17 protein-coding genes, 21 tRNA genes and 1 riboswitch are annotated in these 26811 nt (G+C 30.8%); of the genes, 35 read left to right on the forward strand and 3 right to left on the reverse strand.

All coding sequences use genetic code 11. The annotated features are described in order from the left end of the window. The first annotated feature begins 7 nt into the window (after positions 1-7). From H8S20_RS18280 to ligA, 10 genes are all read left to right on the forward strand, one after another. Complete coding sequence (locus H8S20_RS18280) at positions 8-3394, forward strand: vWA domain-containing protein (protein WP_186861035.1); 3387 nt, start codon at positions 8-10, stop codon at positions 3392-3394. A gap of 85 nt (positions 3395-3479) precedes the next feature. Further along, positions 3480-3577: riboswitch (purine riboswitch) on the forward strand. Between the two features lie 100 nt (positions 3578-3677). After that, positions 3678-5132: an IMP dehydrogenase gene (guaB, locus tag H8S20_RS18285; RefSeq protein ID WP_186861036.1), complete on the forward strand. Its 1455-nt coding sequence runs from the start codon at positions 3678-3680 to the stop codon at positions 5130-5132. 291 nt (positions 5133-5423) lie between these two features. Then, complete coding sequence (guaA, locus tag H8S20_RS18290; RefSeq protein ID WP_186861037.1) at positions 5424-6965, forward strand: glutamine-hydrolyzing GMP synthase; 1542 nt, start codon at positions 5424-5426, stop codon at positions 6963-6965. A gap of 161 nt (positions 6966-7126) precedes the next feature. Further along, positions 7127-7786 carry a DUF6241 domain-containing protein gene (locus H8S20_RS18295; protein WP_186861038.1) on the forward strand — a complete coding sequence of 220 codons (660 nt, stop codon included), beginning with the start codon at positions 7127-7129 and terminating at the stop codon, positions 7784-7786. 223 nt (positions 7787-8009) lie between these two features. Beyond that, positions 8010-9362: a glucose-6-phosphate isomerase gene (locus H8S20_RS18300; protein ID WP_186861039.1), complete on the forward strand. Its 1353-nt coding sequence runs from the start codon at positions 8010-8012 to the stop codon at positions 9360-9362. 175 nt (positions 9363-9537) lie between these two features. Beyond that, positions 9538-9981, forward strand: coding sequence for a YaiI/YqxD family protein (locus H8S20_RS18305; protein WP_186861040.1), 444 nt, complete (start codon positions 9538-9540; stop codon positions 9979-9981). A 153-nt stretch (positions 9982-10134) separates the two neighbouring features. Continuing rightward, positions 10135-12135, forward strand: coding sequence for a triple tyrosine motif-containing protein (locus H8S20_RS18310; RefSeq protein WP_186861041.1), 2001 nt, complete (start codon positions 10135-10137; stop codon positions 12133-12135). Positions 12136-12259: 124 nt separating this feature from the next. Further along, positions 12260-12976, forward strand: a complete 717-nt coding sequence (locus tag H8S20_RS18315; RefSeq protein ID WP_032117168.1) for a pseudouridine synthase — start codon at positions 12260-12262, stop codon at positions 12974-12976. A 397-nt stretch (positions 12977-13373) separates the two neighbouring features. Continuing rightward, positions 13374-15653 (forward strand): DNA helicase PcrA, encoded by a 2280-nt coding sequence (gene pcrA / locus H8S20_RS18320; protein WP_032117169.1) that lies wholly within the window; start codon positions 13374-13376, stop codon positions 15651-15653. 8 nt (positions 15654-15661) lie between these two features. Beyond that, positions 15662-17647 (forward strand): NAD-dependent DNA ligase LigA, encoded by a 1986-nt coding sequence (gene ligA / locus H8S20_RS18325; protein WP_186861042.1) that lies wholly within the window; start codon positions 15662-15664, stop codon positions 17645-17647. A 90-nt stretch (positions 17648-17737) separates the two neighbouring features. Here the strand turns inward: ligA and H8S20_RS18330 are convergent, their stop codons facing one another. Continuing rightward, complete coding sequence (locus H8S20_RS18330; RefSeq protein WP_042281140.1) at positions 17738-18028, reverse strand: hypothetical protein; 291 nt, start codon at positions 18026-18028, stop codon at positions 17738-17740. Positions 18029-18179: 151 nt separating this feature from the next. Between H8S20_RS18330 and H8S20_RS18335 the strand changes: the two genes are divergently transcribed. Then, complete coding sequence (locus H8S20_RS18335) at positions 18180-19670, forward strand: ABC transporter substrate-binding protein (protein WP_186861043.1); 1491 nt, start codon at positions 18180-18182, stop codon at positions 19668-19670. A 32-nt stretch (positions 19671-19702) separates the two neighbouring features. Here the strand turns inward: H8S20_RS18335 and H8S20_RS18340 are convergent, their stop codons facing one another. Next, the gene (locus H8S20_RS18340; RefSeq protein WP_186861044.1) at positions 19703-21289 is read right to left on the reverse strand and encodes a hypothetical protein; all 1587 of its coding nucleotides are present in this window, start codon (positions 21287-21289) and stop codon (positions 19703-19705) included. Between the two features lie 218 nt (positions 21290-21507). Here H8S20_RS18340 and rph point away from each other — a divergent pair, with 218 nt between their 5' ends. The 24 genes from rph to H8S20_RS18460 all read left to right on the forward strand — a co-directional run bounded on the left by rph (position 21508) and on the right by H8S20_RS18460 (position 25595). Beyond that, entirely contained in the window at positions 21508-22257 is a 750-nt protein-coding gene (gene rph / locus H8S20_RS18345) for a ribonuclease PH (RefSeq protein ID WP_032117172.1), read from the forward strand. Continuing rightward, positions 22257-22859: an XTP/dITP diphosphatase gene (locus tag H8S20_RS18350; RefSeq protein WP_186861045.1), complete on the forward strand. Its 603-nt coding sequence runs from the start codon at positions 22257-22259 to the stop codon at positions 22857-22859. Before rph ends, H8S20_RS18350 begins: the two co-directional genes overlap by 1 nt. A 251-nt stretch (positions 22860-23110) precedes the next feature. Further along, on the forward strand, positions 23111-23596 hold the full coding sequence (locus tag H8S20_RS18355) for a YfcE family phosphodiesterase (RefSeq protein WP_186861046.1): 486 nt from the start codon (positions 23111-23113) through the stop codon (positions 23594-23596). Between the two features lie 86 nt (positions 23597-23682). After that, positions 23683-23758: transfer RNA gene (locus H8S20_RS18360), tRNA-Pro, on the forward strand. A gap of 109 nt (positions 23759-23867) precedes the next feature. Next, positions 23868-23941 (forward strand) — tRNA-Gly (locus H8S20_RS18365). A gap of 74 nt (positions 23942-24015) precedes the next feature. Beyond that, positions 24016-24092: transfer RNA gene (locus H8S20_RS18370), tRNA-Arg, on the forward strand. Positions 24093-24097: 5 nt separating this feature from the next. Further along, positions 24098-24173, forward strand: a tRNA-Pro gene (locus H8S20_RS18375). A gap of 46 nt (positions 24174-24219) precedes the next feature. Continuing rightward, positions 24220-24293, forward strand: a tRNA-Gly gene (locus H8S20_RS18380). A 4-nt stretch (positions 24294-24297) separates the two neighbouring features. Further along, positions 24298-24374: transfer RNA gene (locus H8S20_RS18385), tRNA-Arg, on the forward strand. Positions 24375-24381: 7 nt separating this feature from the next. Further along, a tRNA-Gly gene (locus tag H8S20_RS18390) sits at positions 24382-24455 on the forward strand. Between the two features lie 5 nt (positions 24456-24460). Then, a tRNA-His gene (locus tag H8S20_RS18395) sits at positions 24461-24536 on the forward strand. A gap of 3 nt (positions 24537-24539) precedes the next feature. Next, positions 24540-24614: transfer RNA gene (locus H8S20_RS18400), tRNA-Gln, on the forward strand. Positions 24615-24621: 7 nt separating this feature from the next. Further along, a tRNA-Lys gene (locus H8S20_RS18405) sits at positions 24622-24697 on the forward strand. Between the two features lie 3 nt (positions 24698-24700). Continuing rightward, positions 24701-24784: transfer RNA gene (locus H8S20_RS18410), tRNA-Leu, on the forward strand. A gap of 3 nt (positions 24785-24787) precedes the next feature. Next, positions 24788-24862, forward strand: a tRNA-Gly gene (locus H8S20_RS18415). A gap of 8 nt (positions 24863-24870) precedes the next feature. Further along, positions 24871-24944 (forward strand) — tRNA-Gly (locus tag H8S20_RS18420). Positions 24945-24948: 4 nt separating this feature from the next. Continuing rightward, positions 24949-25025: transfer RNA gene (locus tag H8S20_RS18425), tRNA-Arg, on the forward strand. A 7-nt stretch (positions 25026-25032) separates the two neighbouring features. Beyond that, positions 25033-25106, forward strand: a tRNA-Gly gene (locus H8S20_RS18430). A gap of 5 nt (positions 25107-25111) precedes the next feature. Further along, positions 25112-25187: transfer RNA gene (locus H8S20_RS18435), tRNA-His, on the forward strand. Between the two features lie 3 nt (positions 25188-25190). Then, a tRNA-Gln gene (locus H8S20_RS18440) sits at positions 25191-25265 on the forward strand. 7 nt (positions 25266-25272) lie between these two features. Beyond that, positions 25273-25348 (forward strand) — tRNA-Lys (locus H8S20_RS18445). Between the two features lie 3 nt (positions 25349-25351). Further along, positions 25352-25435, forward strand: a tRNA-Leu gene (locus H8S20_RS18450). A gap of 3 nt (positions 25436-25438) precedes the next feature. Further along, positions 25439-25513: transfer RNA gene (locus H8S20_RS18455), tRNA-Gly, on the forward strand. An 8-nt stretch (positions 25514-25521) separates the two neighbouring features. Beyond that, positions 25522-25595 (forward strand) — tRNA-Gly (locus H8S20_RS18460). 171 nt (positions 25596-25766) lie between these two features. Here the strand turns inward: H8S20_RS18460 and H8S20_RS18465 are convergent. Next, on the reverse strand, positions 25767-26654 hold the full coding sequence (locus tag H8S20_RS18465; RefSeq protein WP_032117196.1) for an AraC family transcriptional regulator: 888 nt from the start codon (positions 26652-26654) through the stop codon (positions 25767-25769). Positions 26655-26811 lie beyond the last annotated feature (157 nt).

Raw genomic sequence — 26811 nt, forward strand, 5'->3', positions numbered from 1 at the left:
GGGATTTTTGAAAAAGTTAATGAGAAAAACTAGTGTCATATTAAGTTTAATTATTATGATAGGATATATTAATATAAATTATTTAAATGTAAGTGCTGATACTATTTATAACAATGTAAAAAAACCAGACATAAAGGTTGAAGGACCTGAAATATTACCAAGGCAACCTATGGAAGGACAAGAGATAGAAATAAAATATACATTAATTCCTCAACCTTTTCAGCATAATGTACCAAAATCTAAAGAGATTGTATTGGTACTAGATAAGTCAGGAAGTATGAAAAATGATAATAAAATGACAAATTTAAAAATTGCTGCTGAAAAATTTATAGAATCATTAAGTAAAATTGATGAAAAAACAGGAAAACCTAAGGTTAGCGACTTAAAAATTGGTATTATAGCTTATGATAAAAATGGTAAAATAATTCAAGATTTAATTCAAGTAACAACTGCAGACGAAAGTTTAATTAGTAATATAGATAAATTAAAGAAAAAAATTGATGGAATAAATGCAGATGGTGGAACAAACACAGGTGATGATTTAAGAAAAGGAGCATATGTTTTGGATAAGTCAGATCCAAATGCAGATAAAACAATAATATTTATGGGAGATGGAGAACCAACTTATTATACTTATACTGGTTGGCTTCAACAAAAATACTATACTACTTTAGATGACACAAATAAGAGTGTTGGAGGTAGTGGAAGTAGCGATACAAATGGTAAATGTCTTGAATACGCGACAACTATAGGAGGTATTATAAAAAGTGAAAATTATAATGTTTTTTCTATAGGATATGGATTAGGAAATGAGAATAGTTCTGGTAATATAAAAATGAAAGAAATTCATAAATCTATGGGTGGAGCTATTGGTGGAGACAATAATACATTTTTTGCAACTGATTCGGGAGCTATAGAACAAATATTTTCTCAGATAGCAGATACGTTAGCAAAAAGTTATACATTTTCAGATGCTAATCTTGATATAGGCTTAGATGATAAATTTACAGCTGTAGATGGATTTGATATAAATGGTGTGAAAGTTGATCCGATAGTTTATGAACTAAAAGATAATTATTGGTATAAAGCAGAACCTGTTGAAGTTATTTTTAAAGTAAAGACTAATGGTAGTGGCGATATTCTTTTATTTAGTGACAATTATAATAATTCGCTTGAATATAAAGATATTAATGGAAATATAGTTAAAGTTACTATACCGAATCCGATTATTAATATAAAACCATATAATGTGGAAGAGGAGAAAAAATTATTAATATCTACTCCAGAACAAATAAATTGCTTAATAGGTGATAATATATCTTACGATATAAATGTAAAACATCCAAATGTTGATAAAATTATTTATGAGAATGTAAAGTTCGATATAAGTGAAGGGTTACCAACTATATTAGAGTCAAAAAATAATGAACTAGTTAAAGAGTTTGGCAGAATTATCAAAGGTGATGATAAAAAAAGTTCATACAGTTTAAAGGTACTTGATGAAGAAAGTATAACTGTTGACAACGGAATGACATATGAGCTAAAAGGAAAGTATTCTTACTTGGCTAAAGAAAATTCTGCGCAAAAAGAAGTAAATGATGAAATATCAAGTAATATTAATATTAAAAGAGGACAAGTGCGAGTGAAGATAATAGATAGTCAAGGTAATAATATAGACAGTAATGTTACAGTTAAATTAAAGAGTAGAAATATTGATATTAGCTCTACTGATATTGAAGATGGCTATATTATATTTGACACTTTGCCAACAGATAATTACGAGGTGATTTTATCATCAATACCTAATGGATATGAGATGCCAGAAATAAATAATACTATAGTTAGATTAGATTATAGTAATAATAGTATTGGGTGTGAGTTTGTACTTAAAGGAGAAGGTATAACGAGTGTTGATGTTCCTAGTATAACAGCAAATTTAGAAAGTGATAAATATATAGATGTTACCTTAGGTGAAGAGGTAGAATTAGTATATGCTATAGATGCGAAACCGTTTGAATACGATAAAATGTCAAATGAAAGTAAGGATGTTGTTTTGCTTATTGATAAAACTACTGGTAAAAAAGATAATAAATTTAAAGATATTAAAGAATCTATTAAAGATGAGTTAATAGAGGATTTTGTTAGTAATAATAATGTTAAAATGGGGATAGTCTCCTTTGATGGAAGTGGCAATAACGAATCATTAGAATTAACTCCTAATGTTGGATTGTTAGAAAACTTTATAGACGACATAGCCTCTGATGAAAATGCGGAACAGGGAAATATTACAAATGCACTTTTAGAAGCTAATAGGTTATTAAATGAAGGGTATAGTTCCAATAAAAGTATAATAATGATCACTTTTGAAGATATAAAATATTATGAAAGCAAAATAGATGAAGTAATAAAAAATAATTATAATATATTTTCAGTATGTATAAAACAAAATAAACATACAGGAGAAGAAAGTATAAGTAAACTTCACACTTTGCTTAAAGGAGAAAAAGAAAATTATATAATTAGTGAAAATAATGGGAATGATATAAAAGAGGAGGTTATTAAAAGACTAAAATTAAGATTAGAGTCTCAGTTGGTAAATAGATATATAATAAAAGATTTAAAGCTTAAAATTGATTTAGGAAATGATTTAGAATATATACAAAATAAAGACAGTAAAGTTATAGAAATTAATATTCCGGATTTAATATATAATCTTAATAAGTCAGAAAAAATGTATTATCCAGATCCTATAAGTGACATAAAGATAAAAATGAAGCCTAAAAAAATTGGAAATATAGAATTTGGAAAAGAAAGAATTATAACATATATAAATATATATAATGACGTTATAAAGAAAAAAATAGAAGTTCCTAAAATAACTGTTAATGAAAGTATAACTGATTTATATCATGGTTTATATGGTGGAATTAAAGATAGTACTGTTAATATTATGGAGAATGAATCAGGCTTTGAAATGTTACCAGAAAAGAAGGTAACATTTGGGGCTAAATTTTTAGTTGGTGGAAATAGTACTAAGTTTAATTTGAATGTAGACAAAGATTTAGAGAATGTATTATTAGAAAACATAAAGATATATAAAACTGTAAAGAATGGATCGAGTACAACGTTGCAAGAATTAACTAGGGAAAATGGCACTGTTATAAGAGCAACTAATAGAGGTGGAAAGAACTTTGATATATCTATAGATAACATAAAAAATAGTAATAGTACTTCATCAGAAAAAACAGAGATAGTTGTAATATATACAGGTACAACTAATAAGGGGAGCGGGACAATTAAATATAAAAATACTATTGAATTTTCCAATGATAATAAAAAAGACGTAATTATTAAAACAGAAATGAACAATAGCGAGCCTCCGGACTTATTTTAAATCTATAAAATAGTGATGTTAATTTCATGAAAAAACAAATGTTGACAAGCTATAACCTATAAATTATAATAGTAACAATAATAAAATACGAACAATAAAGACTGCTTATATATCCCCCTAATATGGAGGGGAGTATCTACCGGAAACCGTAAAATTCCGACTATAAGTGAAGTTTGATATAGCTTGCTTTGCAAGGATTTTTTAGCACAGGCATATTATCTTCACTTAATGGAGATAGTATGTCTGTTTTTTTATAATAAAATGTTTAAGGGGATGAAGGATTATGGCAAGAATACTAAAAACAGCTTATACATTCGATGATGTATTATTAGTACCAAATAAATCAGAAGTTTTACCTAATCAGGTTAGTTTAAAAACTAAGTTAACTAAGACTATTACTCTTAATATGCCTTTAATGAGTGCTAGTATGGATACAGTTACTGAATCTAAGATGGCAATTGCTATGGCTAGAGAAGGTGGAATCGGAATTATCCATAAGAACATGACTATTGAAGATCAAGCAAGAGAAGTTGATAGAGTTAAGAGACAAGAAAATGGTGTAATAACTGATCCTATCTTCTTAAATGAAGATCATACAGTAAGAGAAGCTTTAGAGTTAATGGCTAGATATAGAATATCAGGTGTTCCTGTTACAAGAGGAACTCAATTAGTTGGAATAATAACTAACAGAGATATAGTATTTGAAACAAATTATGATAGATTAGTTTCTGAAGTTATGACTAAGAGTCCATTAATTACTGCTTGTGAAGGAACAACTTTAGATCAAGCTTTAGAAATATTAAAGACTCATAAAATTGAAAAGTTACCTTTAGTTGATTCTGAAAATAACTTAAAGGGGCTTATAACAATAAAAGATATAGAAAAGGTTAGAGCATTCCCAAATGCGGCTAAGGATTCAAGAGGTAGACTTCTTTGTGGAGCATCTGTTGGAATTACTGCTGATATGATGGATAGAGTTGATGCTTTAGTTAAAGCTCAAGTTGACGTTATTACTTTAGATACAGCTCATGGGCATTCAAAAGGTGTTATTGAAGGTGTTAAGAGAATAAAGGCTAAATATCCTGAACTTCAAATAATAGCTGGTAACATAGCTACAGCAGAAGCTACAAGAGATTTAATTGAAGCTGGTGCTGATTGTGTTAAGGTTGGTATAGGACCTGGTTCAATCTGTACTACAAGAGTAGTTGCAGGTGTTGGTGTTCCTCAATTAACTGCAGTTATGGATTGTGTTGAAGAAGCTGTTAAACATGGCGTGCCAATAATAGCTGATGGTGGATTAAAGTATTCAGGAGATATAGTTAAGGCTTTAGCAGCTGGAGCATCTGTTTGTATGATGGGTTCAATGCTTGCAGGTTGTGAAGAATCTCCAGGTGAAAGTGAAATATATCAAGGAAGACAATACAAAGTTTACAGAGGAATGGGTTCTCTAGGGGCTATGGAGAAAGGTTCATCTGATAGATACTTCCAAAATGGAACTAAGAAGTTCGTTCCAGAAGGAATTGAAGGAAGAGTTGCTTACAAAGGGTACGTAGCAGATACTTTATATCAATTAATAGGTGGAATAAGATCAGGGATGGGTTACCTTGGAGCACCTACATTAGTTGATTTATATGAAAATGCAACATTTGTTATCCAAACCGCATCAGGAATAAGAGAAAGTCATCCGCATGATGTAAAGATAACTAAAGAAGCACCAAACTACAGCGTAAGCGAGTAGAATTTTAGTGACAAGTGACAAGTGACAAGTGACAAGTGATAAGTCTCAAGTTAAAAGTTTATAATTAATACTTAAAATAGAATTTTAGAGATAATTTATATTTAAAATTAATAGATTTGGAATTGGGGAGGAAAGATATATAGACTTATAAATAAGGTTTTTATATTTTTGCTCCCTTTTATTTTAGGAATACGAATTATATTTATTGATTTTAAAATAATATTCATATTTTTGTTGAAAAATGTATAATTTTACGAGATAATAAAGAAAAATACATTAGGGGGATTCTTAATGAATAGAGAATTAGTATTAGTACTTGACTTTGGAGGTCAATACAATCAATTAATAGCAAGAAGAGTAAGAGAATGTAACGTATATTGTGAAGTTCATCCATATAATTTAAGTGTTGAAAAAATAAGAGAAATGAATCCAAAGGGAATAATATTTACTGGTGGACCTAATAGTGTTTATGGCGAGGATTCACCACTTTGTGATAAGGCTATATTTGAATTAGGGATACCTGTACTTGGTATTTGCTATGGATCACAACTTATGTCTCATGTTTTAGGAGGAAGTGTTGCAACTGCTCCTGTAAGTGAATATGGGAAGACAGAAGTTTCAGTAGATAATTCATCTAAATTATTTGATGGAGTACAATCTTCAACTATCTGTTGGATGAGTCATACAGACTATATAGAAAGAGCTCCAGAAAACTTTAAAATAATAGGTCACACTCCAGTATGTCCAGTAGCAGCTATGGAATGTGAAGAAAAGAACCTTTATGCTGTTCAATTCCATCCAGAAGTTATGCACACTCAAGAAGGTACTAAGATGTTATCTAACTTCGTTAAGAATATCTGTAACTGTTCTGGAGATTGGACAATGGATTCTTTCGTTGAAAAGACAATCCAAGAAGTTAGAGAAAAAGTTGGAAATGGTAAAGTATTATGTGCATTATCAGGTGGAGTTGACTCATCTGTTGCTGCAGTACTTTTATCAAAAGCTGTTGGTAAGCAATTAACTTGTGTATTTGTTGACCATGGTCTACTTAGAAAGAATGAAGGCGATGAAGTAGAAGCTATATTTGGACCAGAAGGTCAATATGACCTAAACTTCATAAGAGTAAATGCTCAAGAGAGATTCTATGAAGCTTTAGCTGGAGTAGAAGAGCCAGAAGCTAAGAGAAAAATTATCGGTGAAGAGTTTATAAGAGTGTTTGAAGAAGAAGCTAAGAAGATTGGCACAGTTGATTTCCTTGTTCAAGGTACAATCTACCCAGATATAATTGAAAGTGGACTTGGAGAATCAGCAGTTATTAAGTCTCACCATAATGTTGGAGGACTTCCTGACTACGTTGATTTCAAAGAGATAATCGAACCATTAAGATTATTATTCAAGGATGAGGTTAGAAAAGCTGGATTAGAACTTAACATTCCAGAACATTTAGTGTTCAGACAACCATTCCCAGGACCAGGACTTGGAATAAGAATAATAGGGGAAGTAACAGCTGAAAAAGTTAAAATAGTTCAAGAAGCTGATTATATTTATAGAGAAGAAATAGTTAAAGCGGGAATTGATAAAGAGATTGGTCAATACTTTGCAGCATTAACTAACATGAGATCAGTTGGAGTTATGGGTGATGAGAGAACTTATGACTATGCTATAGCTTTAAGAGCTGTAACAACTAGTGATTTCATGACTGCAGAGTCAGCAGATCTTCCATGGGAAGTACTTGGAAAAGTAACAACAAGAATAGTAAATGAAGTTAAAGGTGTTAACAGAGTAATGTACGATTGTACAGGAAAGCCACCAGCAACTATTGAATTCGAATAAAAAATATTTTACTAAAGAAAAGCCATTGAAATTATTTCAGTGGCTTTTTATTATCTTGAAATGTAGTATTTTGTTGGAAAAGGATATATGGTAATAATTGACATGATATGTCTTGTGTTTTATAGTATAAATGTGGGAAATTTGAGGTATGAGGTGAGAGAATGGATAAAGACGATAAAATAATTGATGTAAATGAGAGTGAAGAATTAGATTTAGCACAAGAGGTACCACAAAATAATATTAATGATGTTGAGAGTGCTAGTAATAATGATGATTGGAAAGTTGTTGAAAAAGCAGAACATAAAGGTTCAGATGTACTTAAGGCAGTTGGAATGGTAGTAGCTATAATTGTTATTTTAGGTGGAATGGCTTGGAGTGGAATGAAGCTTTATGATTTAACTCAAGCACCTTCATATAACAAACCAGAAGGCGAAGTTAATCAAGTTGTAGGAAGCGGTGAAGAGAAGCCTGAAGAAGAGTCTTCAGAAGTTGAAGATACTACAATTAATGTTGATGAGCAAAGAATGGTAGAGATAAATGAGTATGTTCATCATATGGCAAATACTATAATATTAGCTGTTGATGGTAAAATAAATGGGACAAAGCAAATCACTATGGAAACTATAGATGAAGCTTTGGGTATGGTAAAAGATGTTGATTTGTATTTATATAAGGAGATAAGTAAGTGGAAAGAGGGAGATTTCAGTAATGGTGTAGATGTACATAATTATGTATGGAAGAACCTTGATGGAGAAATTGGTAAAGCAAGTAAGTTGGATGAGGAAGCTATACAAGCTGTAAAAACTAATTTAGGGCTATAATATGAATTTATAAAAAAGCTGTTTTTGTAAACAGCTTTTTTGTTATGTTAATAACTAAATTATTTTTACGCATAATATATTTATTGAATATAAAAGTATATATAATTTGCATAGAGTTAATTTACTTTATTAGGTAACAAAATATTAGAAAAAAATATTAGGTTTTAATAATTTATGATATAATTAACATGGTAATTATTCCAGAAAATTTGGAGGTAAAAAAATGAATAAAGGTTTAAACTTAGATTTATCAAAAGTTCAACCATATGCTAATCTTTCAGAATTAGATATGATGGAAGGTATGGTTAAATATGCTCATGATACAGTTCATGAAAAGACAGGAGCAGGTAACGACTTCTTAGGTTGGTTAGACCTACCTGTAAATTATGATAAAGAGGAATTTGCAAGAATTAAAGTTGCTGCTGAGAAAATAAAGTCAAATTCAGATGTTTTAATAGTTATTGGTATCGGTGGATCTTACTTAGGAGCTAGAGCTGCTATAGAAATGTTAACTAACAACTTCTATAATATGTTACCAAGCGATAAGAGAAAGACTCCAAAGGTATTCTTCGTTGGAAATAACATAAGTTCAACATATATAACTGATTTATTTGAAGCTATAGAAGGATTAGATGTTTCAGTTAATGTTATATCTAAATCAGGTACTACTACAGAACCTGCAATAGCGTTCAGAATGTTCAAAGACTTCATGGAAAAGAAATATGGAGTTGATGGAGCTAAGGAAAGAATATTTGCTACAACTGATAAAGCTAAAGGAGCTTTAAAAGGATTAGCAGATACTATGGGTTACGAAACTTTCGTTGTTCCAGATGACGTAGGTGGAAGATTCTCAGTTTTAACAGCAGTTGGTTTATTACCAATAGCAGTTGCTGGAATTAACATAGATGAAATGATGCAAGGGGCTGCTGATGCTAGAGAAGTATACTCAAACCCATCATTAAAAGAAAATGAATGTTATCAATATGCTGCAATGAGAAATGCTTTATATAATAAAGGTAAAAAGGTTGAAGTTATGGTTAACTATGAGCCTTGCTTACATTATTTCAATGAATGGTGGAAGCAATTATATGGAGAATCAGAAGGTAAAGACCAAAAAGGTATATTCCCAGCTGCAGTAGATTTCTCAACAGATTTACATTCAATGGGACAATTTATCCAAGATGGTTCAAGAATAATGTTTGAAACAGTTCTTAATGTAGGAAAGGCTACTAAAGAAGTTGTTATAGAAGAAGCAGAAGGAAATGTTGATGGATTAAACTTCTTAGCTGGAAAAACTGTTGACTTCGTTAACAAACAAGCTTTCAATGGAACATTATTAGCTCATTGCGATGGTGGAGTTCCAAATATGATATTAAACATTCCAGAACTTAGTCCATACTACTTTGGACAAATGGTTTACTTCTTTGAAAAAGCATGTGCTATAAGCGGATACTTACTAGGAGTTAACCCATTCGATCAACCAGGAGTTGAAGCATACAAGAAGAACATGTTTGCTTTACTTGGTAAGCCAGGATACGAAGAGTTAAAGGCTGAATTAGAAGCAAGACTTAAGTAGTTAAGAGTTAAAAGTGAATAGTTAAAAGTTATGGATGAAACTGCTTAGACAGTTTCTAAAAGTATACTTTTTTTATAAAGTCGGCTTTAGCCGACTTTATTCATTAGCTTGTCACTAAGCATTTGGATTTGATTTTGGTATTTTATTAGTACTAAATCAAAGATAGGAGCATATTATGAGAATAATTGTTGATGGAGATGCATGTCCTGGAATTTCTATAATTGAAAGGTGTGCAAAAGATAATAACTTAGATCTTATTGTATATTGTGATATACATCATTATATAGTTTTGGACTATGGTGATGTTAAGATTGTTGATAGTGGATTTCAAAGCGTAGACATGAAGGTATCTAATGAATGTAAGGAAAATGATATTGTAGTATCTCAAGATTATGGGATAGCTGCTATATGCCTTGGAAAAAGAGCTCATGTTATAAATCCAAGAGGAACTATTTATACAAATGATAATATAGGTGGTATGCTAGAACAGAGACATATATCCCAAAAGATTAGAAAAGCTGGGGGAAGAACACATAACGCTAGAAAAAGAACATCAGAAGATGATGAAAGATTGAAAAAAAACTTATTATTTTTAATAAAAAGTAATTTTAAGGAATAACCTGTAGAAATATATCTAAAGGTTATTCCTTTTTTTTATCTCTAATAGACAAATTTCAATTTTTATTGCAAGTAATAAAGAGTATAATTAAATTAGAAAAATATGTTAAATGGTGTAAAGTGTAATGAGGAAATTTGGTGGGGTGAGATATTGATGAAGGAGATAATATTAGATTTTGATAATAAAGGACCTATTTATGTAAATAATGATGTGAATATCGAGGCAAATTTAAATATAAAAGACGAAATAGAATACAAATTTATTGAAGGATACAATAAAGTATGGACTCCTATACAAGACTTTTCAGAAAAAAAGATATGTAGATGGACTCCTAAGAATCCAGGGAAGTATATGATTCTTGTTCAAGGAAAGGTAAAAGGATCAACAAAACCATATGATTATAGTACTAGATTAGAGTTTGACATTGTTGAGGATAATAAACTAATAAACAATGTTAATATAGATAAAAATAAAGTAACGGTTGGAGATAAGGTTCTAATAAACGTTGAAGGAAGGGAAGAATTACTTTTATATAGATTTTGGGTGAAAAGTAAAGAGGATTGGGAGCTTTTGAATGATTATTCAACAGATAATAAGTATATATTTACTGCTACAGAGCCTGGTAGCAAGGAGATCTTAGTTGAGTGTAAGAAGGTTGAGTCAACTAACAATGTAGATGATTATATAAGATTAAAAATAGATATTAGAGGGTTAGAGGTTATAGAAATAACTGATTTTAAGGTATTATCTCATAAGATGGTAGTAAATGAAGAACTTATATTTAAGGTTGAAACCAATCATGAAGAGAATAGGCCATTACTTTATAAGTTTGTAAAGATAAATAAAGAAGGAAAATATACTTGTGTTCAAGATTTCTCTTCTAAATCAATAGTATCATTTAAAGAAGAGATTGAAGGCGAATATAAATTATTATGCTATGTAAGAGATATTTTTTCAAATAAGGAATATGATGATAGAGCTCTTATAGTTTATGATATAATTCCTTATGAAAAAATTAAAATAAGAAGTTTTAAGACTGATATTGAGTCACCACAAGTTACTGGAACAAGAATAAATTTAGAGTCATTAGTTGAAGGTGGAAGAGAACTTATATATAGATACATTATTGAAGGACCTGTTTCTGAGGATAGTGGATATATAAGAAGCAATAAATATTTATGGGAACCATCAGAAGAAGGAAAGTATAATATTACTTTAAAAGTTAAGGATATTTCTTTTAAAGGCGATTATGAGAGTATAAGTTCTATAGTATATCAAATTGATAAAAAAGGAGATAAGCCTGTACGTATAGTTGAAGTAAAATGCGATAAAGGAAGAGCTGCGCTTATAAATCAACCATTTAATATAAATGTTAAGTGTGAAGGTGGATGTAAGGTTCTTTATAAGTTTATAGTATATAAAGATGGAATTCAAAAAGAAGAGATGGATTATGTAAAAAATAATTGGATTAATTTTGTGCCAAAAGAAAAGGGCGAGTATGAAGTTGAAGTTAGAGTAAAGGATTTATATTCAATTAAGGATTTTGATTCATCAACATCTATATATATTAAATGTAATGATTTTATTCCTGCCAATATAGATTATGTTTTAACTAACAATAAGGAAATATATCTAGTAAATGATACTATAGAGATGGAAGCTATAATGCAAAACACAACAGATACTGTAGTGAAGTTTGTAACTAAAATTAATGGACAGGAAGTTGAAGATACGGGGTATGTTGCAAATAAGGCTATTAGAGTGAAACCAAAATGTCCAGGAAAGTATGCTTTTAATATCTATGCTAAAAATATTAAGTCTACTGAGGAATATGATTCTAAGAGGGAAATAATAATTTATGTTAAAGATGTAATGCCTGTAAATTCCACTAAGGTTGTAGCTAATAAAAAAGAAATTAAAGTTGGAGAAGAAGTAACTTTTGAGGTTAGCAGTAAAGGTGGAAAAGATGTATGCTATGAATTCTATATGATGAAGGAAAAGAATTGGGTTTTAGTTCAAGAATATAGTAGAAAAAATTACTACACGTTTTTACCATTTTCAGAAGGGCAATATAGACTCTTAGTATTAAGTAAGAGTTTTTATAAGAAGGTAAACTATGAAGATTATGAGAGTATTACATTTAATATAGTATAATTTAATATAGTATAGTTGATTATAAAAACCTATCAACATTTGTTGATAGGTTTTTTTATTGCAATTTAACTACTATAATAATAAAATATATGTTAAACATGATAAAACATTAGGAGGTCTTTAGATGGAAAGACTAGATAAGATATTAGCTAATTTGGGCTACGGAACTAGAAAAGAACTAAAGAAAATAGTTAGAAACGGAATAGTAGAGGTAAATGGAGTAGTTGCTAAGGATAGTGGTATGCAAGTTGACCCAGAGAAAGATAAGATAGTTATAAATGGAGAAGAGATATACTATAGAGAGTTTATATATTTAATGATGAATAAACCAGATGGGGTTATTTCGGCTACATATGATAATAGAGATGAGACTGTTATAGATTTATTAGAAGTAGAGCATCAAGTATTTGAACCATTCCCTGTAGGAAGATTAGACAAGGATACAGTTGGTTTATTATTATTAACTAATGATGGTGAATTAAATCATAGATTAATAGCTCCTAAGTGGAAAGTAGACAAAGTTTACTTTGCTAAAATTGATAAGGAAGTTACAGAGTCAGATATAAAGGCTTTCGAAAAAGGGATAACACTTGATGATGGATATGTTTGTAAGGAAGCAAAACTTGAAATACAAAGCGCTTCAGAAGAAGGTTCAGATGTACTTGTAACTATACAGGAAGGAAAATTCCACCAAGTTAAGAGAATGTTTGAAGCTGTTGGAAAGAAAGTTGTTTATCTTAAAAGAATAGAATTCGGAACATTAAAGTTAGATGAAGAACTAGAGGAAGGCGAATATAGAGAGTTGACTGAAGAAGAAATTGCAATTTTAAAAAGTTTTTAACGAATGAAAAACGCGATTACTTCTATAATATTCATAATGCTCGGAATTTGTCAAGATTTTAATTTAAACTTCTTGCATTTATGAATTTGTTTTAATATAATATTATTGCAAGGATAAATAAAAGGAATTAAATAGCCCCCTTTTTATTTATTGCTTATTGCTAAAGCGCAACCTGGCCCCAAGGGTTGCGTTTTTTTGTTGTCTAAAAAGCATATTTAATTAAGAAATAATTAATAATAATGAATGAAACTGCTTAGGCAGTTTCTTTGATTTTTACTAAAAAAGTAGCAATTATTTTATTGTAATATAACTTTTTTATTTTACACAGTTTTGGTAATAATATATATTAGTTATGTTATAATATGTTAAGTTAAGTGTATTGAAGGGAGGATGTTTCGTGGACTTAAAAGCGTTATTAAATAAAGAGCAATATGAAGGTGCTATAACTATAGATGGACCAGTATTAATATTAGCAGGTGCAGGATCAGGTAAGACTAGAGTTTTAACGTATAGAATGGCGCATATGATAGAAGATTTAAGAGTGCAGCCATATAAAATACTAGCAATAACATTTACCAATAAGGCTGCTAAAGAAATGCAAGAAAGAGTAAAAGCTATTATAGGTGATAGAGCTGATGATATGTGGATTTCTACATTCCACTCTACTTGTGTAAAAATTTTAAGAAGAGAAATAGAAAAGATAGGGTATAAGAAAAACTTTACTATATATGATACATCTGATCAAAAGGTTCTTTTAAAGGAATGTATAAAGGCTCTTCAAGTAAATGATAAAGAAATTACAGAGCAAGAGATAATGGGTAAGATAGGTAGAGCTAAGGATAATATGCAAAGCCCAGATAGCTATTATAGAGAAAATGAACATAATTATAGAGAAAAGAAGATAGCAGAAGTTTATAAGATGTACCAAAAGAGATTAAAGGAAAATAATGCTCTAGATTTTGACGATCTTATAATGAAAACTGTTGAACTCTTCAAAAAAGACCCAGAGACATTAGAGTTTTATCAAAGAAAATTCCAATATATAATGGTAGATGAATATCAAGATACCAATGGTGTTCAATATGAGTTTGTAAGATTACTTGCTGAAAAACACAGAAATATCTGCGTTGTTGGAGATGATGACCAATGTATTTATCAATGGAGAGGTGCAGATATAAAAAATATTTTAGGATTTGAGAAAGATTATCCAGATGCTAAGGTAATAAAGCTTGAACAAAATTATCGTTCTAAAGGTAATATTTTAGATGCAGCTAATGTTGTTATAGTTAATAATGCTAACAGAAAAAGTAAGGCATTAAGAACTGAACAAGAGGCTGGAGGAAAGATAAAGATTTATAGAGCTTATTCAGATGGTGATGAAGGAGCTTTTGTTGCAAATCAGATTAAGAAGATTAGCGATGATGATGGTAGAAGATATGATGAATTTGCAATACTGTATAGAACTAATGCTCAATCGCGTATTTTCGAAGAAAGTTTAAGAAGAGCAGCTATTCCTTATAAAATAATTGGTGGAACTAAGTTCTATGATAGAAAAGAAATTAAGGATATGTTAGCTTATCTTAAAGCGTTAGTTAATCCAGAAGATAGTGTTTCTTTAAAGAGAATAATAAATGTTCCTAAGAGAGGAATAGGAGATGCAACAATTCAAAAAATAATGGATTTTGCTAATGATTACGAAATAGGACTTTATGATGCGTTAAGTCAAGTAAGAACTATTCCTACATTAACTGCTAGAAATTGTGGCGGAATAGAAAAGTTCATGGAAATGATGGATAACTTAATGGTATTAAGTGAAACTATACCTGTTTCTACATTAATAGAAACAATCTTAAAAGAAACTGGATATATGAAAGAACTTGAAAGTTCAAAAGAAATTGAAGATAAGAGTAGAATTGAAAACTTAAAGGAACTTGTATCTGATGCTGTTGACTTTGAAAGAACAAGTGAAGATAAATCTTTATCAGCATATTTAGAGAAGGTTTCTCTTGTTCAAGATACAGATAAGTTAGAAGATATAGATAATGACGGGGGAACAGTTGTACTTATGACTGTTCATAGTGCTAAAGGGTTAGAGTTCCCAGTAGTATTTATGGTTGGTATGGAAAATGGTATATTCCCAGGCCCATCATCATTTGATTCAGAATCAGAAATGGAAGAGTCAAGAAGACTTTGCTATGTTGGAATAACAAGAGCAAAAGAAAATTTATATATGACTTCAGCTGAAGTAAGAAGAGTTTTTGGTAGAACTGTGGCATATCCTCAATCAGATTTTATTTCTGAAATAAAGTCAGACTTAAGGGAATATGTTAGTGCTAGTGGAGATGTTAAAGGTGAAGGAAGTACTGGATCAAGACCAGGGTATGGAGCTGGATACAATAATAATCCACATAGTTTAAAGGGAAGCTATGTTCCATTCCAAAATAATAGATTTGCACCTAAACCAGCAACTTCTGGAGTAAGTACAGTATCATCTTCTTCAAGTCCTGCAGGTACATCAGAATTAACTTTAGGAAGAAAAGTTAAGCATGAAAAATTTGGAGTTGGAACTATAGTTTCTGCATCAGATATTGATGGTAAAAAGAAATTAACAATAGCATTCAACAACCAAGGAGTTAAAATGCTAATGGTCCCACCAGCAAACCTTGAACTATTATAGGAGGATATATGGATAAGAAGTTACGTATAGAAGAATTAGTAGAAATATTAAATAGATATGCTTATGAATATTATTCATTAGATAAGCCTAGTGTAACAGATAAAGAATATGATGTTTTATATGATGAGTTAAAAGCTTTAGAATTAGAAATGGGATATGTACTTCCTTATTCACCAACTCAAAGAGTTGGAGACGTTGTGTTAGAAGGCTTTAGTAAATATACTCATAAGGCTAGATTATGGAGTTTAGATAAAGCTCAAAGCTTTGATGAGATAGTAGATTGGCACAATAGAAATTTGAAGTTTGTTCAAGAAATGAATTCTAGGGGAGAAAATTTATCTCCTTTAAAATATATAGTTACAAAGAAGTTTGATGGATTAACTATTAATCTTACTTATAATGAAGATGGAATACTTGATGTAGCAGCTACTAGAGGTACTGGGGAAACAGGAGAAAATGTAACTGCTCAAGTTAAGACTATAAAATCTATTCCTTTAAAGATAGACAGCAGCTCGGTGTTTGAAATACATGGGGAAGCTATAATGACTCAAGAAGCTTTTGATAGATATAATGAGGTATCTGAAGTCCCATTAAAAAATCTTAGAAATGGTGCTGCAGGTGCATTAAGAAATTTAAATGTAAAAGAGACTGCTAGAAGAAATTTATCAGCATTTTTCTATGATGTAGGATATAAAGAAGGAGAAGGCTTTAGAACATATGAAGAAATGCTTTCTTTTATAAAAGAAAAAGGGTTCCCAATGGATGATTATATCAAAGCATGCACAACATTAGAAGAGCTTCAAAATGAAATAAAGTATATTGAAGAAATAAGATTTGACCTTAATTATGATATTGATGGAGTTGTAATAGCTATTGATGATATGAGAACTAGAGAACTTTTAGGATATACTGTTAAGTTCCCTAAGTGGGCAATAGCTTATAAGTTTGAAGCACAAGAAGCAACTACTAAGCTTTTAGACGTTGAGTGGAATGTAGGAAGAAGCGGAAGAGTTGGGCCTACAGCTATATTAGATCCTGTTGAATTAGCAGGAGTAACTGTAAAAAGAGCTACTCTTAATAATATGGATGATATAAGAAGAAAAGGCGTTAAAATAGGTGCTGACGTATTTGTAAGAAGAAGTAATGATGTTATTCCTGAGATAATGGGTGTTGTTGAGTCTACATTAGAAGGTGCAGTAGATATAAATGTACCAGAAAATTGTCCTTCATGTGGAAGTCATTTAGTGTTAGATGGAGCTCATTACTTCTGTGAAAATACTTTATCATGTAAACCTCAAATGGTAAAAAGTATAGTTCATTTTGCTTCAAGAGAAGCTATGAATATAGAAGGTTTTTCAGAAAAAACAGCAGAACAATTATTTGAAAAATTAGAGATAAGATCAATAGCAGATCTATATAAATTGAATAAAGACGATTTAATCACTTTAGAAAAGTTTGGACCTAAGAAGGCTCAAAATCTTTTAGATGCAGTTGAAAGAAGTAAAAATCCAGAACTATATAGATTTATATATGCTTTAGGAATTCCTAATGTAGGGGTTAAAACGGCAAAAGATTTAGTAAATACATTTAAATCTTTAGATGGATTAAAAGAAGCTACATTTGAAAGATTAGTTGGAGTTAATGATGTCGGTGATATAGTGGCTAAATGTGTCTTAGAATTCTTTAAAGAAGAAAAAGTTCTTAGTACTATAGATGAACTTTTAAATCTAGGAGTTAATCCATGGTATGAAGAAAAGGAGGTTAAAGAAAGTGCTTTTAGTGGGAAGACTGTAGTTGTTACAGGAACTTTAACTAAGTACTCTAGAGGAGAAATAAAGGAAAAACTAGAAAGCTTAGGAGCTAAAGTATCAGGTAGTGTTAGTAAAAAAACTGATTATGTTATAGCAGGGGAAGAAGCAGGTTCAAAGCTTACAAAAGCAAATGAACTTGGAATAACTGTACTAAGCGAAGATGATTTCGAATCTATGATTTAAAATAATTATAAATTAAAAAATGGCAAATGGAGAATTAAGGATTAGACTAAAACTAGTTACTTAACTTTCCGTTTGCCATTATACATTTTATTAAGCATTATCCATTTTAATAACATTATTTGTTGAGTCTAAATTATTATTATCCAAAAAAGAATCATCAAAATCGAAATCTAATGAATCTACTACACTCTCGTTGTTATTTAAGTTTAGTGAGGATATACTTTTATTTATTTTGTCTAATAAATAATTATTAACCCTTTGATTTTTATATATTTTTAGGAAAATAATAAATGACCATATTCCAATAAACATAAATGATAACATAAATAAAATTCCTACAATATAAAATATCATTTGAATTATTTGTAAAGCTACAGACATATTCTCACACCTCCTAAAATAATTATACCATATAAATATACCCTTTATTAATAATAAAAATTCCTAAACAATATATAAAATACATAAAATGATTATATTTCATAATATTGGATATAATTATGTGTATATAAATATTGAAAGGAGAGTAAATTTGAAGAGGATTTTTGTAGTATTAGGACTATTTGTAGTATCTATAATATTTTTATTAGGGTTTGTAGATCAAAATCCATCAAAACAAGTTAAAAGTGAAGCAGATATAGTTTACTCTATTAATAATATAACAAGTAATTTAGAGACTGTTGGATCATTAAGTAAAAGGGAACAAGATATTATATGTGCTGTTAGTAAAGGACTAGTGGAATTAGATACAAATGGAGAATTGGTACCGGCATTAGCAGAGAGTGTTGACATAAGAGATAATGGAATTGAATATGATTTTAAAATAAGAGATGATGTCTATTGGAGTGATGGTAATAAGATAACTCCTTCTGAGATAGTTGAATTTTTTAGAGAAGTTGTTACGTTAGAAGCAGAAGATGATATAGAGCCACTATTAAATATTTTCGGAGTTTCTGAATATAGAAATGGAAATAAATCCTTTAATAATGGAGTAGGTATCACAGCAACAGATACTAATTTGATAATTAGATTGAACTCACAAGATTCAAATTTCTTAAACGAATTAACTAAACCACAATATAGGTTAAGAAAAAGTGTAATACTTTGGGAAGAACTGGCTAGTAACTACACAACTATTCCTTACAGTGGGAATTATTCTATTGCGGATATAAATTCGTTAAATGAAATAACATTAAAAAGAAATAGCACAGCAGATCCAAGTTTAGCAAAAACAATTCATATGATTAAGGATGATGGTGAAGATTTAGCTTTAGCTGCTTTTGAAATTGGAGAAAGAGACATAGTTTTAAATCCACCAAAAAGTCAATTAAGTAGATTATCTAAAGAAGATAAGTTGGTAAGTATTCCTTCAAATAAGTCTACATATTTGGCATTTAATAAAAATAATATCTTATCAATTGATGATAGAAAAGAAATATATAGATTGATAACTAGAGCTTTAGAAGATTATGAAGCAAATAATCAATCGTTAATTAAATTAGCAGATGGAAGTTACTTTAGAGATGAAGAACAAGATTTATCTAAGCTTCAAGATAGGAAGGTAATGAGTAGTGTAGGGGAAGAAAGCGAAATCCCTGAGGTTGTATATTTAGCTTGTGAAGAAAGTTTATTAAATAAAGAGATAGTAGATTATATATCTAATTGGTTTGCGGATAATACAGATATAACATTAGTTGGATCTTTATTAAGAGAAGAAATTACAAGTGATATTTCATATTATGATATGGCTATAATAAATTTGGATGCTGATTATAGTGATAAAGCGGAATTTTATGAGGTTATATCACCATATATTTCAGAAGAGTTAATAAATAAGGTTAGTATTTCAAAAACTGTAGAAGAGCAGAAAGAAATATTAACACAAATAGAAGATAACCTATTTGAAAACTACTCTGTATTACCATTGATTTTTTATAATGATAATATTGCTGTTAATAGTAGTATTGAAAATATAAATTTAGATGGAAACGGAAATTTAAAATTTGAGTTAACAAAAAAATAAGACCTTGGCGGTCTTATTTTTTGTTAATTATATTAATTATCAGTTATTTCAAGATTTTCTGAGAGAGTCTCATTTTCCTCAGATGGAATATTAGTGTTTGTATTTATAGATGCTTCTTCAATAGTAGTATTTGAATTAGTAGTTGATGTTGGAGAAACACTGGCTATATAATTAACATCCATATCTGAAGCTTTAGAAGTAGAAGCTTGCAATATCTCAGGAATTGATTCGGGTTCATTGCTTAAATTAACTCTATCTAATGCTAAGCTTTTTATAAAATTGTCTTTGAATAGATAGATATATAGGTAGAATATTAAAAAGTTTTTACTGCTTTCAAAAGAACTCTTATTTACTGTAAAGGAATTTTTCCTTTTATTATAAGTAACGTATTTATTAAACACTGGAGCCATACCAGAACTACTAGGAGTTATTACGTTTGGCATTCTAAAATAGCTTTCATCTAACATATCTTTAGATACTAAAGAAAGACCTCTATAGCGCTCGTAGTCATCTAATGTAGGAGCTTCTGGCCAACTTGTAACTAAGCCAGAATTTATTAGATATTTCTTATAGACTGAAGATATCAGATTCTTATACTCACTTCTAGTATTATCATTTAAAATAAAGGCTAATAAGTAGAATGTTATATCTAATGAGGAATATTTAATTTCCTTCTTTGAGGAAAGCTTATAAAAACATTCATTTTCTTCATCATATAAAGAATATAGTTTATCAATAATGGCTTTAGATTTATCCTTAAAAGCTATTATATTAGTATTTTTATAGGATAATGTTAGAACTATAGCGCATAATGCAGCTGTATCTAGAGAAGTCACATAATAGTCCTTATCATCAAATTTGTTCATAGTGTAATCAGAAATATCTGCTATTAAAGTTTGAAGATTTTCTAGATGACAATAGCTATATAATATGTTGAATGCTAATAATATTTTACAAAGTTCATCTAAAGAACATTCATATATGTTTTCTTTAAAATCTAAAAACATTTGAAGAATTTCTAAAGAAAATGTTTCATAATCCTTAGAGGCCGCATCATTTTTATTTTTATAAGAATATAGATAATAAGCTAACATCATAAAAGCTTGATCTGAGAATTTGAATTTTTTATCTTTATCTACTAAATTATAGTTTTTAGAATTATTCTCAAACATATTCTTTTTGTCGGCAAATACACCCTCAGAATTTCTAAGATTTTCTGAATAAAATTGTAATTGCTCTTTTGTAAGAGAATTATATATTTCGTATATAGAATAAGTACTTCTTTCTATGTTTTCAAAACAGCGATAATAATCAAGTAATTCTAATAAGCATAATGTCATTAGAGCATTTGTTGAGGGATTTATTTCTTTCTTAAAACTATCTTCATCGAAGCCGTTAGAATTCTTGCTGTGGATAAAGTTTGGAGATGCTTTTCTATACACACATAATAGTGGAGAAAAGTTATTCATTGTGTTAATATCAAATGAGGGACTTAAATTTTTAAAGTTCTTTATTGATGAAACTAAACCACATTTCGATTCTAAAACAATAGTTTTTACAGCTTCTTTAGATAAATAGAATAGTTGTGCGTTTATTTCTTCTTGACTTAGACTATTCATTCTAAAAAATGGACCAATATATTTCAAAATTTTCACCTCTTATAATAATCCTTATATTAATAATATGAGATAGAATTTAAAATAGTTCACTTTTTTTGAAAAAGCAATAATTTTAAAAAGTATAAGAGTTGAAAATAACTTGTATTAATAGAAATATATAAAGTTATATAGTTAAATTTTGTATTTATAGGATATATATTAAGCTTGGAGGAGATATTATGAGAAGTGATAATCGTAAGAATAATAGTGTTAGACACACAAAAATAACTAGAAATTATATAAAGCATGCAGAGGGATCAGTGTTAATAGAAGTGGGAGATACTAAGGTTATATGTACTGCATCAATTGAGGATAAAGTACCTCCATTTTTAAAAGGCACTGGAGAAGGATGGATAACAGCTGAATACAACATGCTACCTAGATCTACAGCGACCAGAAAAGTAAGAGATATTGCAAGATTAAAACAAGATGGAAGAACTATGGAGATACAAAGATTAATAGGAAGAGCATTAAGATCAGTAGTTGATTTAAAGGCCTTAGGAGAAAAGACAATTTGGCTAGATTGTGATGTAATTCAAGCAGATGGAGGAACCAGAACTACATCTATTACAGGAGCATTTGTAGCTTTAGTAGATGCTATAAACAAAATTCATAGACATAAACCTTTTAAAGTATATCCAATAAGAGAGTTTGTTTGCGCAACTAGTGTAGGAATAGTAAATGGAGAAAAGATGATTGATTTATGCTATGAAGAAGATTCAAGTGCACAAGTTGATATGAACATAGTTGGAACTGGAAATGGAGAATTTGTAGAAATACAAGGTACAGGTGAAGAGGCACCATTCTCAAGAAAAGACTTAAATGAACTTTTAGATTTAGGGGAAAGAGGGATAAAGCAGATAATCCAAATTCAAAAAGATATTTTAAAAATGGATGCTTTATGGATAGGAACAGGAGAATCAAAGTAATGAAGAAATTAATTATAGCTAGTAACAATAAGAAAAAAATAAAAGAGTTAAAATCTATAGTAGAAAATTTAGGGTGGGACGTAAAGTCTTTAGCTGATGAAAATATAGATATAGAAGTAGAAGAAGATGGATTAACATTTGAAGAAAATGCAGAAAAAAAAGCAAGAGAAATATATGACTTTTTAATTCGAAGAGGTGATAAGAACTTTGCTGTTTTATCTGATGATTCAGGATTGGAAGTAGATTACTTAAATGGTGCACCAGGAGTATACTCAGCAAGATATGCAGGAGAGCATGGAAATGATGATGCTAATAATAAAAAGCTATTAGAAGAGCTAAAAGAAGCAACAGGTGAAGATAGAAGAGGTAGATTCGTTTGTGCTATAGCTTTAATAGGAGCAGATGGAAATAGTAATATTGTTAGAGGAACTGTTGAAGGGTTAATAATGGAAGAATTAAATGGAGAAGGTGGATTTGGATATGATCCATTATTCTACTACGAACCTGCAGGTCAAACATTTGGTGAATTAGAAGCAATTGAGAAGAATAAGATTTCTCATAGAGCAAATGCACTTAGAAAGATAGAAGAGTACTTAAAATAAAGTGCGAAGCACTTTGGGGAAAAGTTCACTTCGTGACGGGGAAAACATTGCCTTCGGCAATAGTAAAAATTATTTATCTGTTGATACTTTTTCTGCTATGATAGTAGCCTTTTCCCATTAACTTTAGTTAACTTTTCCCCGCTGCCTTAGCAGCCTTTTCATCTCGACGAAGTCGAGTTTTCACTTGTGAGCTTTGCTCGCACTTTTTTTCAATTGTAATTATATAAGTTTAAAATTAGAGAGGTGTTTATATGTTAATTGCTGTTGTTAGTGATTCTCATAATAATGATAGAGCTATAAAGGAAGTTAAAAATTATATAAAGAATGCTGATGTTTTATTATTCTTAGGTGATGGAGAAAATGATATATCTAAAATAACTGAGGATTTTAGTGGGGAAGTGTATTCAGTAAGTGGAAATTGTGATTTCTTAGGAAAGAGTCCTAATGAAAGAATAGTTGAGTTAGGCGGAAAAAAGATATTTATGTGTCATGGTCATGCTTATAATGTTAAGTATGGATACGATAATATATATTACAGAGGCTTATCATTAGGTGTTGATATAGTTTTATTTGGGCATTCACATATACCTATTGTAGAGAAGCATAATGATATATGTTTAATGAACCCAGGGAGTATTTCTCACGGAGCATGTATGGCAAAGAGATCTTTAGGGTATATTGAAATTAAAGAGGGAAAAATAGCACAAATATATACTAAAGAAATAAAAATGATATAAAAATAAAAAAAATGAAAAAAAGGTATTGACGTTTTAAAAATCATATTGTAGAATAATCCTTGTCGTCGCGAGATGATAAAACTCTTCGGGGTGTAGCGCAGATGGGAGCGCGCGTGGTTTGGGACCATGAGGTCGCAGGTTCGATCCCTGTCACCCCGACCAATTTAGTTTTTTAAATTGAAAAAAGTTATTGACTAAATAAGAGTTTTGAGTTAAGATATAACTCGGTTCTGAGTGAGATTTCAATCAGAATAGGTTGTTTGTCAAATATGCGGGTATCGTATATCGGTAATACTCCAGCCTTCCAAGCTGGAAAGGTGGGTTCGATTCCCACTACCCGCTCCATAAAAGCTTTGAAAAAAGCTTGACAAATTAAGGCGAATGTTTTAAAATAATAGACGTTCTCTGAAAAAAAGTATGCGTGTTTAGCTCAGCTGGATAGAGCAACGCCCTTCTAAGGCGTGGGCCAGGAGTTCGAATCTCTTAACACGCACCATACTTCGGGGTGTAGCGCAGATGGGAGCGCGCGTGGTTTGGGACCATGAGGTCGCAGGTTCGATCCCTGTCACCCCGACCAGTTTTAAAAAAACAAAACTTAATAAATATTAAGTAAATGCAAATATGCGGGTATCGTATATCGGTAATACTCCAGCCTTCCAAGCTGGAAAGGTGGGTTCGATTCCCACTACCCGCTCCATTATGCGTGTTTAGCTCAGCTGGATAGAGCAACGCCCTTCTAAGGCGTGGGCCAGGAGTTCGAATCTCTTAACACGCACCAATTATTTGCGGGTATCGTATATCGGTAATACTCCAGCCTTCCAAGCTGGAAAGGTGGGTTCGATTCCCACTACCCGCTCCATTATGGTGAACGTAGTTCAGTTGGTAGAGCGCCAGTTTGTGGCACTGGTTGTCGTGGGTTCGAGTCCCATCGTTCACCCCATATAGGGATATCGCCAAGCGGTAAGGCACCACACTTTGACTGTGGTATTCGTAGGTTCGAATCCTGCTATCCCTGCCATTTATACGGTTTACTAGCTCAGTCGGTAGAGCACTTGACTTTTAATCAAGGTGTCCGGGGTTCGATTCCCCGGTAAGCCACCAAATGCAGATGTGGCGAAATTGGCAGACGCACTAGACTTAGGATCTAGCGCCTTTGGCGTGGGGGTTCGACTCCCTTCATCTGCACCATATGCGAAAGTGGCTCAATGGTAGAGCGCCACCTTGCCAAGGTGGATGTTGCGGGTTCGAGTCCCGTCTTTCGCTCCAACAAATATGCGGGTATCGTATATCGGTAATACTCCAGCCTTCCAAGCTGGAAAGGTGGGTTCGATTCCCACTACCCGCTCCATTATGCGTGTTTAGCTCAGCTGGATAGAGCAACGCCCTTCTAAGGCGTGGGCCAGGAGTTCGAATCTCTTAACACGCACCATTTATTTGCGGGTATCGTATATCGGTAATACTCCAGCCTTCCAAGCTGGAAAGGTGGGATCGATTCCCACTACCCGCTCCATTATGGTGAACGTAGTTCAGTTGGTAGAGCGCCAGTTTGTGGCACTGGTTGTCGTGGGTTCGAGTCCCATCGTTCACCCCATATAGGGATATCGCCAAGCGGTAAGGCACCACACTTTGACTGTGGTATTCGTAGGTTCGAATCCTGCTATCCCTGCCATTTATACGGTTTACTAGCTCAGTCGGTAGAGCACTTGACTTTTAATCAAGGTGTCCGGGGTTCGATTCCCCGGTAAGCCACCAAATGCAGATGTGGCGAAATTGGCAGACGCACTAGACTTAGGATCTAGCGCCTTTGGCGTGGGGGTTCGACTCCCTTCATCTGCACCATATGCGAAAGTGGCTCAATGGTAGAGCGCCACCTTGCCAAGGTGGATGTTGCGGGTTCGAGTCCCGTCTTTCGCTCCAATAAGTATGCGGGTATCGTATATCGGTAATACTCCAGCCTTCCAAGCTGGAAAGGTGGGTTCGATTCCCACTACCCGCTCCATAAAAAAGCAATCATTTATATGATTGCTTTTTTTTATTTGTTTTAAAATAAAATTGTAGGATATATATTTATCTTAAAAGGGAAGTATATTATCTATAAATAATGAAAGACAAACATCTAATCAAAATAGCTAGATGCTTGTCTTTTTTTATAATATAAAATATTTGTTTATTATGCTAATTTATTTTCAGTTTTATTTTTAGAGTTATTTGAACGAAAATCTTTAGGTGATATTCCGGTTATCTTTTTAAACATTTGACTAAAGTAAGATGAATTTGAAAACCCAACTATAGACGAAATATCTCTAATTGAATAGTTAGTAGTACTTAATAAGTTTTTTGATTCATCTATTCTTTTGTTAATCAGATAGTTGATAGGTGAAATTCCCATTTCTTTAGTGAATAGATGTACAAGATGAAACTTATTAACGTAAGTTAAGTTTGATAAAAAATCTAAAGTTATATTCTCTGAATAATGAGAATCTATATAATTTTTAATCTTCATACATTCTATATTTATTTTTTCAAAATTCTCTGTAATAAATATGTCTGAGCTAGTATTTCTCATAACTTGTATAAGAAATAAAGTTAATATACTCTTACATGCTAATTCATAGTTTAAGTTCTTTTCTTCTAATTCTCTTATAAGCGTATTTAAGTTGTATAAGATTTCACTTTTTTTCTTATTAAAATTTAATATTTTATATGTATTCAAAGTATCTTTAGTATCATCATTAGTCAAATTTGAAGGTAATGTACCAATAGCAAGATTATTAATTGCAAATACTATATATTCTAGAGGGTTAGAAGAACTAACTGATCGCTCTGTATGTGAACAATTTGGATTAATAAGGATTAGATCTGATTCCTTAACTGAAACTATTTCGTCTCCTATTTGAAATGTACCTTGTCCACTAGTTATAAAAAATATTTCTGTAAATGGATGCATGTGAAGTGTACTATGCCAATCATTTTCAAATTTCGATTTACTTATATATATAAGTTCAAAATCTAAATCATATACATTATTTTTTGTTAATAAATATCTTGTGTTTCCCATAAAAAATACCTCTTGCACGCAATATATTATAATTATATCACAAAAAATATAAAAAATATAAAAATATGAAAAATATAGTAAAGTTAGATTAAGACATATTGTTTATTATAACAATATAGTTAAATAAATAAGCAATAATATTGTTGTGAAAACAATT

The sequence above is a fragment of the Clostridium hominis genome (assembly GCF_014287825.1).
Taxonomy (GTDB): Bacteria; Bacillota; Clostridia; order Clostridiales; family Clostridiaceae; genus Clostridium; species Clostridium hominis.

What these genes read in the sequence shown, in the direction of transcription:
- guaB (WP_186861036.1), top strand. Translation starts at nt 3,678, where the DNA reads ATGGCAAGAATACTAAAAACAGCTTATACATTCGATGATGTATTATTA.
- guaA (WP_186861037.1), top strand. Translation starts at nt 5,424, where the DNA reads ATGAATAGAGAATTAGTATTAGTACTTGACTTTGGAGGTCAATACAAT.
- H8S20_RS18295 (WP_186861038.1), top strand. Translation starts at nt 7,127, where the DNA reads ATGGATAAAGACGATAAAATAATTGATGTAAATGAGAGTGAAGAATTA.
- H8S20_RS18300 (WP_186861039.1), top strand. Translation starts at nt 8,010, where the DNA reads ATGAATAAAGGTTTAAACTTAGATTTATCAAAAGTTCAACCATATGCT.
- H8S20_RS18305 (WP_186861040.1), top strand. Translation starts at nt 9,538, where the DNA reads ATGAGAATAATTGTTGATGGAGATGCATGTCCTGGAATTTCTATAATT.
- H8S20_RS18310 (WP_186861041.1), top strand. Translation starts at nt 10,135, where the DNA reads ATGAAGGAGATAATATTAGATTTTGATAATAAAGGACCTATTTATGTA.
- H8S20_RS18315 (WP_032117168.1), top strand. Translation starts at nt 12,260, where the DNA reads ATGGAAAGACTAGATAAGATATTAGCTAATTTGGGCTACGGAACTAGA.
- ligA (WP_186861042.1), top strand. Translation starts at nt 15,662, where the DNA reads ATGGATAAGAAGTTACGTATAGAAGAATTAGTAGAAATATTAAATAGA.
- H8S20_RS18330 (WP_042281140.1), bottom strand. Translation starts at nt 18,028, where the DNA reads ATGTCTGTAGCTTTACAAATAATTCAAATGATATTTTATATTGTAGGA.
- H8S20_RS18340 (WP_186861044.1), bottom strand. Translation starts at nt 21,289, where the DNA reads ATGAATAGTCTAAGTCAAGAAGAAATAAACGCACAACTATTCTATTTA.
- rph (WP_032117172.1), top strand. Translation starts at nt 21,508, where the DNA reads ATGAGAAGTGATAATCGTAAGAATAATAGTGTTAGACACACAAAAATA.
- H8S20_RS18350 (WP_186861045.1), top strand. Translation starts at nt 22,257, where the DNA reads ATGAAGAAATTAATTATAGCTAGTAACAATAAGAAAAAAATAAAAGAG.
- H8S20_RS18355 (WP_186861046.1), top strand. Translation starts at nt 23,111, where the DNA reads ATGTTAATTGCTGTTGTTAGTGATTCTCATAATAATGATAGAGCTATA.
- H8S20_RS18465 (WP_032117196.1), bottom strand. Translation starts at nt 26,654, where the DNA reads ATGGGAAACACAAGATATTTATTAACAAAAAATAATGTATATGATTTA.